Source organism: Dyella sp. S184 (assembly GCF_009766065.1).
Taxonomy (GTDB): domain Bacteria; phylum Pseudomonadota; class Gammaproteobacteria; order Xanthomonadales; family Rhodanobacteraceae; genus Rhodanobacter.
Genome location: NZ_LMUE01000009.1, coordinates 534541 through 549161, shown reverse-complemented (window position 1 = coordinate 549161; position 14621 = coordinate 534541). Strand labels below are relative to the sequence as shown.

Below are 14621 nucleotides of genomic sequence, written 5' to 3'. Positions count from 1 at the left end.
TTGTTGCTGCGACTGCGGTGGGGCGCTTTCACGGCAGGTCATGGCGAGAAACGGAGGCCTCGATCGGCATGGCGGTCGGCGGTGCACCGGTATCCATGGCCGGCGGCCGGCGCCGATTGCCCCGATTCTCAGTGGTGAGAGTGCTTGGACGTCAGGCCGCCGGCAACCGTGTTTCGGACGTGCTGCTGCGTAAATCCCCCAGAAGACCTTCGTTATTCGTCCTCTTCCGGGTCCGGTGCGACATAGTCGGGATCTTCCGAATCACGTGCGTGCGTGATCGCATTGCGTATGCGAAGGTCCAGCCGATCCCAGGCGAGGATCACTTTGCCTGAGTGAACCGCTTTGACGGCCGAGAGTGGTATCACAAAGTCGCCGGCGTTCTCGATATAAATGACCAGCTCCGGCAGGCCGTGGCGAATCTCGCGGACTGAACCGACTCCCTCGTCGCCATCGGAGACGAATACCATGAATCCTTTTTCGATCTGTTCGTGCATGACTGATCCACCTGTAACCGGTTTGTAAACGAATCGCGTCCCGCGCTCACCTGGAAACAAATGATGCAGCTCCTGCCGCGCATGGCGCGAAACCGGGCTGATACCTCCTCCAGAAGCCTTCAACCAGCAAAACGCTTGATCCACGCGACATAGATGTCGACGAAGTCCTGCAGGAATTTCCGTGTACCGTCATTGTTGATCGTGCCGTCGTCGGCAATCAGTTCGTCCTTGAAGTGGATGAATACTTCCGGCTGGCCCCGCACGGGCACGTCGAGATAGGCCAGCACATTGCGCAGGTGTTGCTGTGCCAGCGCGGTACCCCCGGTGCCAATCGAGGCACCGATCACCGCAGCGGGCTTGCCGGCAAACGAGTTGGTGCCCCAGGGGCGCGATGCAATGTCGATGGCGTTCTTCAGCACGCCGGGTATCGAACGGTTGTATTCGGGCGTGACGAACAGCAATCCATCGGCTGACTCGACTTCTTTCTTCAGTCGGGTGGCGACGGCCGGATAGGCACCGTCGAAATCCTGCGAATAAAGCGGCAAGTCGTCGATGCGGACATGGTTGAAGGTGAGTTCGGTCGGCGCAAGCTTTTCCACCGCACGGGCAAGCCGGCCATTGAATGAATCCTTGCGCAGGCTACCGACGAAAACGGCGATCTTCAGCTGACTCATTTCCGATGCTCCCAGGGGTGATGTGGGTTGAACAGAAAGACTTGCCGGGATTGAATGCTGTTTGTCGCAGTTGGCCGTCCAATGTACTGCCGGACCGGGTTAAAGGCGGATGAAATTGCCGCTCCTTCGCGCGGGGCCCGGGCCAGATGTCGCCTGTGCTGCGGCATCGGCCGCCGCAGCATGTACTCTTTGCGATCAACCCCATGGCATCTGTCTTCCGTCCGCCTTCAACCAGTGAATCCACTCCATGCAAGCCATTGAAACCCTGATCGATGGCGCCTTCGAGCGCCGCAACGAGCTGACCCAGACCGAGATCGAGACCCATCTGCGGCCGGCGCTGGGCCAAGTCCTCGACCTGCTCGAATCCGGCGAACGTCGTGTCGCCGAACCGGACGGCCATGGTGGCTGGACGGTGAATCAGTGGATCAAGAAGGCGGTGCTGCTGTATTTCCGCATCAACGACAACCGCGTGGTCGATGGTGGCCCGGCGCAGGCGTTCGACAAGGTGCCGCTGCGCTTCGCCCATGGCAACGATGCCGAGTTGCAGAACCTCGGCGCACGCGTGGTGCCAGGCGCGCTGGTGCGCCGTGGTGCGCATATCGCAAAAGACGCTGTACTGATGCCGAGCTACGTGAACATCGGTGCTTACGTCGGGGCCGGCACGATGGTCGACACCTGGGCCACGGTCGGTTCGTGCGCGCAGATTGGTGCCGGCGTGCATCTGTCCGGCGGCGTCGGCATCGGCGGTGTGCTGGAACCACTGCAGGCGAACCCGACCATCATCGAGGACAACTGCTTCATCGGCGCGCGTTCGGAAGTGGTCGAGGGCGTGGTGGTGGAGCGCGGCAGCGTGATCGGCATGGGCGTGTTCCTCGGCCAGTCCACCCGCATCTACAACCGCGCTACCGGTGAAGTCAGCTACGGTCGCGTGCCGGCTGGCAGCGTGGTGGTATCGGGTAGCCTGCCGGCCAAGGACGGCAGCCACAGCCTGTACGCCGCGATCATCGTCAAGCAGGTCGATGCGAAGACGCGCAGCAAGACCAGCATCAACGAACTGCTGCGGAGCGGCGAATGAATCCCGTCTTGTATGGACTTCCCAACTGCGACACCTGCAAGAAGGCGCGCAACTGGCTGGCCCGTTTCGAGGTGGCGCATGACTTCGTCGATTACCGCGTGAACCCGGTGCCGGCTGCCACGCTAAAGGACTGGGCGGCGAAGCTGGGTGGCTGGGAGAAGCTGGTCAACAAGTCGTCCACGACCTGGCGCAACCTGCTGCCGCAGCGCAAGAACCCCGGCAGCGATCCGGAGTGGACGCTGCTGCTGAAGGAATATTCCGCGCTGATCCGTCGCCCGGTGGTGGTACAGCCCGATGGCTCAGTGAGCGTGGGCTTCACTGACAACGGCTTCAAGAAACTGTTCGGGCGCTGAGATGGCGATGCGGCTTTCCGGAGTCCTGCTGCTGACGGCGATCGCGCTGTGGCTGGCGCTGGTCGCGTTCGGCAACATCACTGACTACGGCAGCAACTGGGTCTTCGTGCAGCACGTGCTGGCGATGGATTCGATCTCCCCAGACGCCAGCATTCATTACCGTGCGATCCACTCGCCGCTGCTGCAACACGTCGCCTATGTGCTGATCATCGCCACCGAAAGCGTGGCCGCGCTGCTGTGCTCGATCGGGGCCTGGCGCATGTGGCGCGCACGTCGCGCACCGGCATCGACATTCCGTCGTGCCAAGCGCTTCGCGATCTACGGGCTGACTGTCGGCCTGATACTGTGGCTTGGCGGTTTCATGGCACTTGGTGGCGAATGGTTCGGCATGTGGATGTCCACCCAGTGGAACGGTCTAGAAAGTGCCTTCCGCTTCGTCGTCGTGTTGCTCGTCGCGCTGGTCTATCTCGGCCAGCACGATGACGAGCGCGACCAGCAATGACGGGCGTTGACATGGGCAACCACCCGGAACGCAGGTTCCGCAGCAACCTGCGCATCGAGCGCGACAACGCCGCGCTGTATGCGCGGCTGGCCGAACTGGCGACCGATCCGCGGCTGAGTCAGGTCTACCGCCGCATTGCCGCGGGTGAGCAGAGCAATGCGCAGTTCTGGGAAACGCGCCTGCGCGGTTTGGGCGAAGCGGTGCCACCGATCCGCATCGGCACGCGCGTGCGTGCGTTGAGCTGGTTTGCGCAGCGCTTCGGTACCGAGTTCGTGATGCCGACGGTGGTGCGGCTGGAACATGCCGACCACGCCGACACGCCGGTGGATCGCAGCGGTCATCGCGACCATTTCATTCCACCGCACGAACTCGGTGTGCATGGTCGCCGGCATCAAACGCAAAGCGGCAATACGTTGCGGGCGGCGGTGCTCGGTGCCAACGACGGACTGGTCTCCAACGTCAGCCTGGTGATGGGCATGGCCGGCGCGGCATCGGGGGATCGTGCCGTGCTGCTGGCCGGTCTGGCTGGTTTGGTGGCCGGTGCCTGTTCGATGGCGTTGGGCGAATGGTTGTCGGTGAACAGCTCGCGCGAGTTCTATCAAGCCCAGATCACCGAGCGGGCCGAGCGACTCGCAGTGGCACCGGAGGATGGTCTGCAGCACATCGCAGGCATCTATCGCGAGAAAGGGCTGGAGCCAGCCGCCGCCGAGCACCTGGCCGAGCATATTGCCGAGACGCCACGGGCGGCGCTGGACATGCTGGTGCGCGAGGATCTGGGCATCGATCCGGGCGAACTCGGTGGCTCCGCGTATGGCGCGGCGATTTCGTCGTTCTGCCTGTTCGCCTGCGGTGCACTGTTTCCGGTGGCGCCGTACTTCTTTCTCGGCGGGCACCTGGCGCTGTTGGCCAGCGCGTGCTCCACCGCCGTCGGGCTGATGCTGATCGGCATCGGCACCTCGTTGTTTACCGGGCGCAGCATGTTGTTCTCGATCGCGCGCCAGTTCGGCATCACTGCGGCCGCCGCGACGATCACCTATACGGTGGGTCACTTGCTGGGCGCGGCGATCGCGGGTTGAAGTGAGGTTTCGCAAGAAGTCGTCGTCAATCTGGCGTCATCCAAGTGGCTGCTTGAGGCAACCAGCAATGTCGTAGCATTTGCATTCCCTCAGCCCAGGAGAAACCCATGAGCGCTTCCTCGATCGTCGTCAGCAGTGTGGCTGAACTGGTTCGTGCTGCTCAGGATCCCGACATACGGCAGATCGTGGTTGATGGTGAGCTCGCCGAGGTGCCGGCGATCCGGCTGTTGCCAGGACAGGTGCTGTTGGGGCAGGGCGATGACGCGGCGCTGATCTTCGCAGCCGGCATTGATGGCCTGCAGTTGAGCACGGACAACGAGGTCCACGGCTTGCACCTCGTTGCCTCGCCGGACCGGCGCGCGATCCACAACGATACGCAGGTGGAAAGTCTCGGTCGGCTGGTGCTGGGTGAAGTGACTACGATCGGTCAGGTCCAGATCCTCGCGCGCGGCAGGGTGCGCAGCGGTCATGTCGAGGTCGCTGGCCTGGACATCGTAACTGCCGATGCGCGTGCGCAGACCGACCGGCCGCAAGGTTTTGGCGTGCATGTGCTGCAGGGTGCGTTCACGCTGTGGAACATGCAGGCCGACGCCACGGTGGTGATCAGTGCACGGTTGGTTGGCTTGTCCGCCGGACGTGCGGCGGCGCCGGTACTCGGCAGCGGCATCTTCGTCAGTGGTGCCGGTTTCGAGGGTGGCCGGCTCACCGTCTCGCTGCTGGAAACCGGCGAGATCCACAGCGATGGTCGCATCGCGCCGGGCACGCCGGACGTAATCACCGGCGGCGTATTCACCGTGTTCAATGCGTTCGTCGATACCGTGCGCAATCTGGGCCCGGTGGTGACTTACGGGCAGAACGACATGGTGCTCGACAACTGGGGTTCGGTGGATCACTGGGTCGCCGAGGAAAAGATCACTTCGTACGGCCCCAGCGGCATCGGCTTCGTCAACTTCGGCCTGGTCAACGAGCTGGAGGTCGAGGCACCGATCGAGACGTTCGGGCAGGGTGCGCGCGGTTTCAACGTTTATGCCGGCACCGTCAATCGTGCGGTGTTCGATCGCATCACCACCCATGCCGATGGAGCAGTCGGCATCCAGATCAGCCAGCCGATCGGCTATCTCAGCGTGCGCCGTGGGCTTGAGACCTTTGGTGGCACCGGCGACTCGCTGGTGAAGGGCGTGGTGTTGAAGCTCTCGGCCATTGCGCTCAGCGTCAAAGCCGGTGGTTCCGCGCGCGAGATCGACATCGACGGCGGCGTTACCACGCATGGCGATGGCGTTGCACCGCTGGAAATGCTCGGTGTGGTGGGACGGCTGAGCGTCGAGGGCGGGGTCAGCGCGAAGCAGGGGCATTGATCATCGCAGGGCGCCTCTTTCGGGCGCCCTTGTTATGCTGGCCGCTGTCAATCCAAAGCGCCTGGCGAGTGTCCATGTCCGAAGTCCTCGATCTCACCTGTGACCTGATCCGTCGTCGTTCGGTGACGCCGGAAGATGCCGGTTGTCTGTCACTGATTGGTGGGCGTCTGCAGCGTGCGGGCTTCCGTATCGAACACCTGTGCTACGGCGAGGTGGACAACCTGTGGGCCACGCATGGCATGGGTAGCCCGACGCTGGCCTTCCTTGGCCATACCGATGTGGTGCCGAGCGGGCCGGAAGCCTCGTGGCAGAGCCCGCCATTCGAGCCGACGATTCGTGATGACCGTCTATACGGCCGCGGTGCCGCCGACATGAAAGGTTCGGTGGCAGCGATGGTGGTGGCGCTGGAGCAGTTCGTCACGACGCATCCCGATCATCGCGGCCGGGTCGGCCTGCTGTTGACCAGCGACGAGGAAGGGCCGACCAATCTGGATGGCGTGCGCAAGGTGGTCGAGCACTTCCGCACTGTTGGCGAACGCATCGACTGGTGCGTGGTCGGCGAGCCGTCGGCGAAGGAAAAGCTGGGTGACCTGATCCGCGTAGGCCGGCGTGGCTCGCTGTCGGGTACTCTCAGCGTGAATGGCGTGCAGGGGCATGTGGCGTATCCGGAGAAGGCGCTGAACCCGATCCACGCGTTTGCACCAGCACTGGCCGAACTGGCGGCCGAGCGCTGGGATGAAGGCAATAGCGATTTCCCGCCCACCTCGTTCCAGGTCTCCAACCTCAACGCGGGCACCGGCGCCAACAACGTGATTCCCGGCGAGCTGAAGGCACTGATCAATTTCCGTTACTGCACGGCCAGTCATGCCGAGGATCTGCGCGCGCGCACCGAGGCGATCCTGCACCGGCACGGTCTGGACTTCGCCCTGGACTGGAACCTGTCCGGCGAACCGTTCCTCACGCCGCCGGGCGGCCTGCTGCGCGAGACAGTGGTCGGTGTGTGCCGCGATCTATGCGGCCTCGATCCCGAGCAAAGCACCGGCGGCGGCACCTCGGATGGCCGCTTCATTGCGCCAATGGGCGCCGAAGTGGTGGAAATCGGCCCGGTCAACGCGACGATCCACAAGGTTGACGAATGCGTTGCGGTGGAAGAGCTGGAACGTTTGCCGGCGATATACCGGGCGGTTTGTGAACGATTGCTGCAGCGTGAGGACTTGCGATAGGCACGTTCCACATTCATATGGCACTGTCCGCTCCTTCTATTGCATTGAGCTGTAAGGCGCGGATCAGGGCATGCCGGAAAGCATCGACGAGAAGGCATCGGAATCCAAGCCGGCATGGCACGTATCGTGGCCTGCGGACGAACTGGAACGCGTGCCCGTGTGCCCGCTCTGTGCCGGCAGCACGCGTGAATTGCTGCTTGGAAACCTGGTGGACAACGCATTCTTCGTTGCGCCGGGACGCTGGACGCTTTACCGCTGCATGAATTGCAGCAGCGCTTATCTGGATCCGCGGCCGAGCGAGGCGAGCATTGGCAAGGCTTACGGGGTTTACTACACCCATACCGTCGACGGACCACGGGACACACGAGGCCAGCCGGGTGCCGTGCGGCACCTGAAGATGGCACTGACAAACGGCTATCTGAATTCGCGTTATGGAACCCAGCGCCAACCGGCCACTTGGCTCGGTATCTGGGTGGCAAAGCTCCTGCCGCTGCGACGACAGAAGCGTGATGCCGAATTTCGTTATCTGCCGAAGCCCGGGCCGGGCCAGCGACTGCTGGATATCGGCTGTGGCAACGGCGACTTCCTGGCCAATGCGCGTGATGCGGGTTGGGAGGTGCTGGGCATCGATACCGATCCCAAGGCGGTGGCTGTCGCGAAACAGCGTGGCCTCGATGTCAGAACGGGCGGCATCGACCTGTTCGCAGGCGGCTCCGGCTGTTTCGATGCGATCACCTTGAGCCATGTGCTGGAGCATCTGCACGACCCAAGGCAGTTCATCCATGCCGTCCATCGCCTGCTGAAACCCAGTGGCGTGATCTTTGTCGATACCCCGAATATCCAAAGCCTCGGCGTCCGGCGCTGGGGCAGGAACTGGCGTGGTCTGGAAACGCCGCGGCACCTGGTGCTTTTCAGTCAGGCGGGCCTGGTCGGGCTTTTGAAGGCTGCCGGGTTCGAGAATATCGAGACGAAACGCCGCACAGCCGTCAGACGATCCATGTATCTGGCCAGCCTGCGGATGCAGATGGGGAAGTCGCCCGACGGATCGGAACCGCGCCGCCTGCCGCTGCTGCTGAGGTTCCGCTTGATGTGGCCGGTTACCCGCGTCCAGGACGATGAATTCCTGACGTTCCTCGCGCGGAAAGGCGGCGTGTGACTTGGTCGTTTAATGAGTCGACATGCGTCTTTGAGCATCCGCAGGACTCACGAAGCGCCAGGTTCCAGCGTCAGGGTGTGCTGTGCTGGTCCCGGCAATAAAGATGTGGGTCGCCCCTTGACCCAGTCGTCATGCCCTGCGCCGAAGTAGGGCGATAACGGGTTGTCGCTCTGGCCACCAGGCATTTCGAGAATGCCTTGCGCTTCGTGGCCCGGTGCCACGTCGAGGCGTTCGGAGGCACCGAAATCGGGGGAGGCGACGCGCGGCATGTTGTTGTCGCCGGGCAATGGTTGTTCGGGCATGTCGATCAAGCGACCGAGCCAGTGAGGCAGTGCGGCGGACAGCGGGTGGTTGATCTGGCTGCGGTTGCGTTCGCCCCAACTGCGTGCGGCGAGCCCGCCGGGTTGCTGGCCAAGATCGTTGGCGACCTGTTTGGCGGCGTCGACGAGCAGGGCATGCCAGTCGTGATATTTCGGATCGAGCAGCTGCGCCGGCTGCGCCTGGATCAGCGCCCAAACCGCCGCTTCGGCACTGTTCTCACTGGGCCAGCTGAAGTCACCGTAGCGATGCTTCACCTGCGCGACGAACGGTGCCAGCGCCGCGTCGCTGACCTGGCTGCGGAACGCGCGTACCAGCCGGTAGTCGACGCTGTCGATGGCGGCGTGGCCCAGCCAGTTTGCACTGAGCTGTCGCAGCTGTCGCAGCGCCGGATCGTGGCTGTCGGCCAGTGTCTGTTGCAGCAGTTGCTGCCAGCGGGTCAACAGTACGGCGCGGTTGTCGAGCTGGATGTCGAGCAGGTCGGCAGGGGCGAAACGGCCATGTGCGCGCAGGTCGTCGCGGATTTGCTGCGCGCGCGCGCCGAGGTCATGGCCACCGTCGCCAAGCAGGGCCAGTGCATCGCCATCGACGGTGCGGTTGTTGGCGGTCCACAGGCGACCTTCGGCCGGATTCTCGATGCGTGGGTACTGCGCGGGCGTGGCCCAGCCCTGCCAGCCAGTACCGGGCTTCGACCAGTCGGATGGCAACAGCGGATCGATGCCGGCGCGCAGCGGGATGCTGTTGCCGGCAATCGTCCAGCCGATCTTGCCGGCACTGTCAGCCACCAGCAGATTCTGCGGTGGCATGCCGAGCCGAGGAGCCACGCTCAATGCGCTGGCTACGTCGTGCATGTGCTCCAGTTGCATCAGCTCGACGTTGTAGCCGCGCGGCTGCGCACCAATCCAGGCCAGCGCCAGTGGCGTGCCGTCGACATCCTTGCCCATGATCGGGCCCCAGCGCGTGTCCTCGACCTTGAGCAAGGTGTCCGGCTTGCCTTTGACCTGGATGTGTTCGTCGTGAGTTTCGAGGCGGGCCCAGCCTTCCGGCACTTTGTAGCGGCTGGGGTCGGCCGGATCGCGCAGCACGCGCACCCAGTCGAGCCAGTCGCCATAGCTGTTGGTGAAGCCCCAGGCGATCTGGCCGTTGGAACCGACGATGACGGCTGGCGTGCCGGGTAGGCTGACGCCGTTGACGTCACGCAAGCCGTTCGGTGCGCCTGGATCGGGGTAACGCAGGCGGGTGCGGAACCAGATGTTCGGCACACGCAGGCCCAGGTGCATGTCGTTGGCGAGGATCGCCGCCCCGCTGTCGGTGAGCGAGCCGGCGACGGCGAAGTTGTTGCTGCCTGGGCGTGGCGCATCGAGTGCCGGCGCCAGCATGGTGGCCACGCTGGCGGATGATCCGGTCGGTGCGAGATGGCGCAGGTCGAACACGTCGGCGTCGGGGATTACCGGTGCATGTGACAGCTCACCGCTCAGTGGTGCTTCCCAGTCCGGATCCGGTGCCAGCAGGAAATCCACCAGCGGGCCGGGCAGCACCGCGCGCATATGCGCGATGCGCAGTTCGCGTTCGTTGCGGCCATCGCTGTTGAGGTCGAGATACATCGCGGCGATTACCAGTGCGCTGTCTTCCGAGCGCCACGGTTGCGGCTTGCTGCCTAGCAGCAGGTATTCCCACGGTTGCACGCGCAGGTCGGCGAGTCCGGCATTGACGCCGTCGCGATAGCGGTCGAGTTGGAGTTTTTCCGCCGCTGGCAGTTGCGCGTAGGCGGCCTCGACGACCGCGCGCAGGCGATGGCGGCGATGGTTGAGATCGAGCTTGAGCGCCGCGGGTCCGACCAGCGCAGACAGTTCGCCGGCGGCCATGCGGCGCATCAGATCCATCTCGAAGTAGCGCTCCTGCGCATGCACGTAGCCGAGCGCGTAGCTGATGTCGGTGCGGTTTTTCCCTTCGATGGTGACTGTGCCCAGCGCGTCACGGCTGATGTTGACAGGTGCCGAGAGGCTCGCTATCCGGCGTACGCCGTTGAGTTGGGCACGGCTGCCGGCTAGCAGGTACCAGCCGGTGAAAAAGGCGGCTAGCAACAGGACCAGCAGGGTGAACAGAAGGGCGCACAGGATGCGCCAGCGCCGAGACCCCTTGGGGTGCATCATCACGGCTTGGCAAACACGGCGAAGATGCCGGCGTACGGCTTGACCATGAAGGCTGGTGCGCCGGAATAACCTTCGCCATCGACATACAGCTGCGAGATGCTGCCATCCAGGTACAAGGCATCACGGCAGCCCAGCTTGTCGCGGAACAGCCGCCCAAAGGTATGGAAATTCACCGGCGCCTCGCTCACCGCAAAGATCACTTCGCTGGTGGTTTTCACGCACACGCCGCTGCGCCACTTCAGGCTGGCTGAGTCATCGACGAATTGTTCGTTGAGCTTGCCGTCGATCAGCAGCATCGGGCCCGATTGGGTTGCCCATTGCACGGATTTGCCGTCGGCCTTGAACGCGGCGCTGGTATGTATCGCGGCGTGGCCGTCCGGATAGATCGCGAACACTCCATTCGGCAGGAGCGAGAAATTGCCGGAAGCAGGGTTGCCATGCGACAGGTTCAATGGCACCACGGTCTTGCCACTTTCCACATACAGGCCGAGCGGCGCGAACTGCTTGTCGTAGATGCCCGCGTTGGTGGCAAACAGCAGTCGCTCACCGCGTGCTTCGCCCCATTGGCGCAACGCCTCGATACTGCCGAATGGCTGGCTGCTTTGCGGGTCGCGCCAGTGCAGGCCCAGCGGCTCACGTTTGATATCCAGGCGCACAACGCGGTAGTTCTGCCCTTCGAACGCCAGCTCGCTGCTGTCCAGTGCCTGCGCCGGCGATGTGCAGCCGAGGATGTTGACCAACAATGCCAACGCCGGCAGCCAGCGCATGAGTCGGTGGCCGGGGAGAAGCTGATGGGGTGCAGGAGCGTGAGCGGGCATCTGTCGATGGTCGCCGGCCAGCCGTGCCGGTGCAAGCCCGGCAGCGGCTGATGTTCAGGCCACGGTCCGGCGTGGATGAGTGACTGCCGCTAAACTTCGATTTTTATCGCGGGCTCCGTCCATGCCGTATACCCCGATCACGGCCACGCTCGGCTACGTGCTCTCGCCCGATCGCAGCGAGGTGCTGATGATCCACCGCAACGCGCGGCCGGATGACCAGCACCTGGGCAAGTACAACGGCCTTGGCGGCAAGATGGAGCCGGGCGAGGACATTGCCGCGTGCATGCGCCGCGAGATCCTGGAGGAGGCGGGCATCACCTGCGAGTCGATGCAGTTGCGCGGCACACTGAACTGGCCTGGTTTCGGCAAGCAGGGCGAGGACTGGCTCGGCTTCATCTTCGTGATCGACCGTTACGCAGGTACTCCGTTTACGGCCAACGCCGAGGGCACGCTGGAATGGGTGCCGCGTGACAGGCTGATCGAGCTGCCGATGTGGGAAGGTGATCGCCACTTCCTGCCACTGGTGTTCGATGCCGATCCGCGGCCGTTCCATGGCGTGATGCCATACAAGGACGGCTGCATGCAGTCGTGGAGCTATACGCGGCTGTAGCGATGCTTGGGTGATGGTGAGCTGCGCTTGGGAAGGAGCTGGCGGGGGGCTTTCCCATTCACGACAATCATTCGAGGGGCGGGCTTCGGTGTCTGGCTAGAATGTCGGGAAACCTTCACAGTTCCTGCGGAACATTACTTTTGCACACCTTGACCGGGAGCCGCTTTGACTATCCTGCCAATGTTTCTGGACGATCAGCACCTGCGGGTGGGTGGCGTCGATTTCCACTGCCACTACCAATGGAATAACGACGACGAGGTGGAACCGGAAGGCTTTCTTCCGGTAGCCAAGTCACGGGATCAGGTTGAGCGCTATCTGCGCCTGCAGAAGAGCATGCCGGCCGAGGTGATCGTGGAGATTGGCATCTATCGGGGCGGTAGCACCGCCCTTCTTCACGCCTTGTTCCAGCCGCGGCGGCTGGTGGCGATCGAGCTGGCTTCCGAGCCGGCGGCAGCGTTGTCGGCGTATATCCACCGCCATGGCCTGGATGAGGTCATTCGCCCTCACTACGGCATCAACCAGGCCGATCGCGACGGCGTGGCGGCGATCATGGCGGCGGAGCTTGCCGGCCGCCCGGTTGATCTGGTCATCGATGATGCATCACACCTGCTGCATGAAACGCGAGCTGCCTTCGAGACCTTGTTTCCGCGGCTGCGTCCGGGTGGTCTCTATGTGATCGAGGACTGGAACGCCGACCATCTGGTCGCCGACCACTTCGACACGATTCTGGCCGATTCTTCAACTCCCGATCATGATGCCTTGGCGCATACGTTGGGGCTGGCAGCCACCATGCAGCCGGTACCCGATCCCCGCCTTGTCCGATTGCCGCTTGAACTGGTGTTGGCTCGGGCGCGCAAGGGCGATGTAATTCGCGAAGTCACCGTGATGGAGAACTGGGTAGTGATACAGCGCGGCGAGCAACCGATCGATCCCAGAGAGTTTCGGTTGTCCGATTTGGTGAAGGATCACTTCGCCAATCTGCGTGCGATCGGTTGAGGGTACGAGGCCACGACAGGTGGCCAAACCGGGCGGACGTAAAGTTGGGATGCGTGTCTTGACCGTTGGAGCTTGTTTTGTGCACAGGAACGGCGTCGCGACCGAAACCGCTTCCACAGAGTGAGTCACACCACGTCGGCGAGCCAGGCAGGACTCGAGAATTTTTCCCGTGCCAGCGTTTCCGCGCGAGCCAGTTCGCCGGGCTGCAACACGTCGTCGTGCAGTTGGTGCAGACGACGGAAGGTGTCGATCATTTTCTCGATTACCGCTTCGCGCGGCAGGCCAGTCTGACTGCGCAATGGGTCGACCCGTTTGGCGGCACTGGTAGTGCCCTTGTCGGACAGCTTCTCGCGGCCTATGCGCAGCACGTCCAGCATCTTCGTGGTGTCGATGTCGTAGGCCATCGTCACGTGATGCAGCACCGCGCCTCCGCGATGTGCCTGCGCCGCGCCGGCGATCTTGCCGCCCGCAGAGGTGATGTCGTTGAGTGGCTGGTACCAGGCCTGGATGCCCAGTTCGCCCAGCGCCTCGATCACCCACGTATCCATGAACGCATACGCTTCCTGGAACGACATGCCAGTGATCAGCGACAGCGGTGCATAAATCGAGTAGGTGATGGTGTTTCCCGGCTCGATGAACATCGCACCGCCGCCGCTGATCCGACGTACGACCTGGATACCGTGACGTTGCACGGCTTCCGCATCAACCTCGTTGCGCAGCGACTGGAAACGGCCGATCACCACTGCCGGCGTGGCCCATTCCCAGATGCGCAGCGTCGGTGCGCGTCGACCGGCACCGACTTCGTGGGTCAGCACGTCGTCCAGCGCCATATGCAGGGTGGGCGATTGCGGGGCGGTGTGGATCAGTTGCCAGTCGTGGTCGCGCCAGTCGGTGCGCATCATGCGTCGGAACCCGGTCGCACGGCGCGGCGCACGGCAACGGCGATCGCCTCCGGTGACACGCCATACATCATCACCTCGGATGAGAGTGCAGCGTGCAACGTGGTGACAAGCGAGGCTTCATCGGCATCCGCTGGCTGACCGGTCAGCACGACATTGATGGTGTGCAGCGCGCTGTCCGGCTCCAGGAAAAAGTCGCCGCTCAGCTGCACGTTCGCGAGATGGCCGTTGTGCAGGTCGAGATCGATCACCACCAGCTTGCCGCCGGGCATCTTGTACTCACCGTGCATCGACCGCTTCCCTACGTTATCAATACCAATAGGGGACTGGACAAGCCGGGCTTCGGATCCCCGATGTTGTTGCCTTGGGTCAGAAGCCGTGACCACCGTGGAAGTTGCCCTGGCCGACGCTGACCGAGAAGCCGATGCCGCCGCTGGGATGCTCGCAATCGCCCAGCGCCTTGGTGACGCTGACCTCGCCGGTCTGGTAGCTGCCACTCACGTGGTTGCCGCCAACTACGCCCATGCCTACGCTGCCATGTACCTGCGCATCGTTGTACTTGGAATCGTCGCAGGCGGGAGCTTCACCAAGCGAGCGGTCGCTGGTGCTGCCACTGGTATCGCCGTAATACACGCCCGGTGCCGGCTTGGCTGCTGCGGCGGTGGAGCTGGAGCTGGCGGGCTGGGCGGTGGTCGAGCTGGAGGCCGGTACGTCGCCGGGCGGAAGCTTGAGATTCAACGGCTTGCTGGCCGTTTGCGCCCATACCGAACTGACCAGCAGGGTGCTTGCCAAGGCAATGATCAGACGTTTCATGTTCATACGTGCTCCGAAGATATGACGTGTCTAACGCGCAATGCTGGGTTGGCGTGCACATCCGTATTTGAAACTACAGGGTGGCAGGAAGTTCCTGCCACCGCTC

Annotated in this window: 16 protein-coding genes; 9 read left to right on the top strand and 7 right to left on the bottom strand. The window is 63.3% G+C overall.

The window, feature by feature from the left end:
- Nucleotides 1-212 precede the first annotated feature (212 nt).
- Together GSQ75_RS14750 and GSQ75_RS14745 are read right to left on the bottom strand one after the other, a co-directional pair.
- Nucleotides 213-494 (bottom strand): hypothetical protein, encoded by a 282-nt coding sequence (locus GSQ75_RS14750; RefSeq protein WP_158755607.1) that lies wholly within the window; start codon nucleotides 492-494, stop codon nucleotides 213-215.
- A 119-nt stretch (nucleotides 495-613) separates the two neighbouring features.
- Nucleotides 614-1168: an NAD(P)H-dependent oxidoreductase gene (locus GSQ75_RS14745; RefSeq protein ID WP_158755606.1), complete on the bottom strand. Its 555-nt coding sequence runs from the start codon at nucleotides 1166-1168 to the stop codon at nucleotides 614-616.
- A gap of 247 nt (nucleotides 1169-1415) precedes the next feature.
- Here GSQ75_RS14745 and dapD point away from each other — a divergent pair, with 247 nt between their 5' ends.
- The 7 genes from dapD to GSQ75_RS14710 all read left to right on the top strand — a co-directional run bounded on the left by dapD (nucleotide 1416) and on the right by GSQ75_RS14710 (nucleotide 7908).
- Nucleotides 1416-2243 (top strand): 2,3,4,5-tetrahydropyridine-2,6-dicarboxylate N-succinyltransferase, encoded by an 828-nt coding sequence (dapD, locus tag GSQ75_RS14740; protein WP_158755605.1) that lies wholly within the window; start codon nucleotides 1416-1418, stop codon nucleotides 2241-2243.
- Complete coding sequence (locus GSQ75_RS14735; protein ID WP_158755604.1) at nucleotides 2240-2596, top strand: Spx/MgsR family RNA polymerase-binding regulatory protein; 357 nt, start codon at nucleotides 2240-2242, stop codon at nucleotides 2594-2596. Before dapD ends, GSQ75_RS14735 begins: the two co-directional genes overlap by 4 nt.
- Nucleotide 2597: 1 nt before the next feature.
- On the top strand, nucleotides 2598-3098 hold the full coding sequence (locus GSQ75_RS14730) for a DUF2165 domain-containing protein (protein ID WP_158755603.1): 501 nt from the start codon (nucleotides 2598-2600) through the stop codon (nucleotides 3096-3098).
- Nucleotides 3099-3109: 11 nt separating this feature from the next.
- Complete coding sequence (locus tag GSQ75_RS14725) at nucleotides 3110-4174, top strand: VIT1/CCC1 transporter family protein (protein ID WP_158755602.1); 1065 nt, start codon at nucleotides 3110-3112, stop codon at nucleotides 4172-4174.
- Between the two features lie 107 nt (nucleotides 4175-4281).
- Nucleotides 4282-5529, top strand: a complete 1248-nt coding sequence (locus tag GSQ75_RS14720; protein WP_158755601.1) for a hypothetical protein — start codon at nucleotides 4282-4284, stop codon at nucleotides 5527-5529.
- A gap of 74 nt (nucleotides 5530-5603) precedes the next feature.
- Nucleotides 5604-6752 carry a succinyl-diaminopimelate desuccinylase gene (gene dapE, locus GSQ75_RS14715; RefSeq protein ID WP_158755600.1) on the top strand — a complete coding sequence of 383 codons (1149 nt, stop codon included), beginning with the start codon at nucleotides 5604-5606 and terminating at the stop codon, nucleotides 6750-6752.
- Nucleotides 6753-6822: 70 nt separating this feature from the next.
- Nucleotides 6823-7908: a class I SAM-dependent methyltransferase gene (locus tag GSQ75_RS14710; protein WP_158755599.1), complete on the top strand. Its 1086-nt coding sequence runs from the start codon at nucleotides 6823-6825 to the stop codon at nucleotides 7906-7908.
- A 47-nt stretch (nucleotides 7909-7955) separates the two neighbouring features.
- Here GSQ75_RS14710 and GSQ75_RS14705 read toward each other — a convergent pair whose 3' ends face one another.
- Both GSQ75_RS14705 and GSQ75_RS14700 read right to left on the bottom strand, forming a co-directional pair.
- Nucleotides 7956-10379, bottom strand: coding sequence for a penicillin acylase family protein (locus tag GSQ75_RS14705; protein ID WP_254058591.1), 2424 nt, complete (start codon nucleotides 10377-10379; stop codon nucleotides 7956-7958).
- On the bottom strand, nucleotides 10379-11146 hold the full coding sequence (locus tag GSQ75_RS14700) for a phosphodiester glycosidase family protein (protein WP_174236738.1): 768 nt from the start codon (nucleotides 11144-11146) through the stop codon (nucleotides 10379-10381). Before GSQ75_RS14700 ends, GSQ75_RS14705 begins: the two co-directional genes overlap by 1 nt.
- Nucleotides 11147-11318: 172 nt before the next feature.
- Between GSQ75_RS14700 and GSQ75_RS14695 the strand changes: the two genes are divergently transcribed.
- Nucleotides 11319-11807 (top strand): 8-oxo-dGTP diphosphatase, encoded by a 489-nt coding sequence (locus GSQ75_RS14695; protein WP_158755597.1) that lies wholly within the window; start codon nucleotides 11319-11321, stop codon nucleotides 11805-11807.
- A 165-nt stretch (nucleotides 11808-11972) separates the two neighbouring features.
- Nucleotides 11973-12803 (top strand): class I SAM-dependent methyltransferase, encoded by an 831-nt coding sequence (locus GSQ75_RS14690; RefSeq protein WP_158755596.1) that lies wholly within the window; start codon nucleotides 11973-11975, stop codon nucleotides 12801-12803.
- Between the two features lie 125 nt (nucleotides 12804-12928).
- Here GSQ75_RS14690 and GSQ75_RS14685 read toward each other — a convergent pair whose 3' ends face one another.
- From GSQ75_RS14685 to GSQ75_RS14675, 3 genes are all read right to left on the bottom strand, one after another.
- The gene (locus GSQ75_RS14685; RefSeq protein ID WP_158755595.1) at nucleotides 12929-13705 is read right to left on the bottom strand and encodes a biotin/lipoate A/B protein ligase family protein; all 777 of its coding nucleotides are present in this window, start codon (nucleotides 13703-13705) and stop codon (nucleotides 12929-12931) included.
- On the bottom strand, nucleotides 13702-13992 hold the full coding sequence (locus GSQ75_RS14680) for a biotin--protein ligase (protein ID WP_158755594.1): 291 nt from the start codon (nucleotides 13990-13992) through the stop codon (nucleotides 13702-13704). Before GSQ75_RS14680 ends, GSQ75_RS14685 begins: the two co-directional genes overlap by 4 nt.
- Nucleotides 13993-14071: 79 nt before the next feature.
- Nucleotides 14072-14515 (bottom strand): hypothetical protein, encoded by a 444-nt coding sequence (locus GSQ75_RS14675; RefSeq protein ID WP_343160924.1) that lies wholly within the window; start codon nucleotides 14513-14515, stop codon nucleotides 14072-14074.
- Between the last annotated feature and the right edge of the window lie 106 nt (nucleotides 14516-14621).

Bases quoted from the DNA above. Each gene is read 5' to 3' on its own strand.
- GSQ75_RS14750 (WP_158755607.1), bottom strand. From the start codon at position 494: ATGCACGAACAGATCGAAAAAGGATTCATGGTATTCGTCTCCGATGGC.
- GSQ75_RS14745 (WP_158755606.1), bottom strand. From the start codon at position 1,168: ATGAGTCAGCTGAAGATCGCCGTTTTCGTCGGTAGCCTGCGCAAGGAT.
- dapD (WP_158755605.1), top strand. From the start codon at position 1,416: ATGCAAGCCATTGAAACCCTGATCGATGGCGCCTTCGAGCGCCGCAAC.
- GSQ75_RS14735 (WP_158755604.1), top strand. From the start codon at position 2,240: ATGAATCCCGTCTTGTATGGACTTCCCAACTGCGACACCTGCAAGAAG.
- GSQ75_RS14730 (WP_158755603.1), top strand. From the start codon at position 2,598: ATGGCGATGCGGCTTTCCGGAGTCCTGCTGCTGACGGCGATCGCGCTG.
- GSQ75_RS14725 (WP_158755602.1), top strand. From the start codon at position 3,110: ATGGGCAACCACCCGGAACGCAGGTTCCGCAGCAACCTGCGCATCGAG.
- GSQ75_RS14720 (WP_158755601.1), top strand. From the start codon at position 4,282: ATGAGCGCTTCCTCGATCGTCGTCAGCAGTGTGGCTGAACTGGTTCGT.
- dapE (WP_158755600.1), top strand. From the start codon at position 5,604: ATGTCCGAAGTCCTCGATCTCACCTGTGACCTGATCCGTCGTCGTTCG.
- GSQ75_RS14710 (WP_158755599.1), top strand. From the start codon at position 6,823: ATGCCGGAAAGCATCGACGAGAAGGCATCGGAATCCAAGCCGGCATGG.
- GSQ75_RS14705 (WP_254058591.1), bottom strand. From the start codon at position 10,379: ATGATGCACCCCAAGGGGTCTCGGCGCTGGCGCATCCTGTGCGCCCTT.
- GSQ75_RS14700 (WP_174236738.1), bottom strand. From the start codon at position 11,146: ATGCGCTGGCTGCCGGCGTTGGCATTGTTGGTCAACATCCTCGGCTGC.
- GSQ75_RS14695 (WP_158755597.1), top strand. From the start codon at position 11,319: ATGCCGTATACCCCGATCACGGCCACGCTCGGCTACGTGCTCTCGCCC.
- GSQ75_RS14685 (WP_158755595.1), bottom strand. From the start codon at position 13,705: ATGATGCGCACCGACTGGCGCGACCACGACTGGCAACTGATCCACACC.
- GSQ75_RS14680 (WP_158755594.1), bottom strand. From the start codon at position 13,992: ATGCACGGTGAGTACAAGATGCCCGGCGGCAAGCTGGTGGTGATCGAT.
- GSQ75_RS14675 (WP_343160924.1), bottom strand. From the start codon at position 14,515: ATGAAACGTCTGATCATTGCCTTGGCAAGCACCCTGCTGGTCAGTTCG.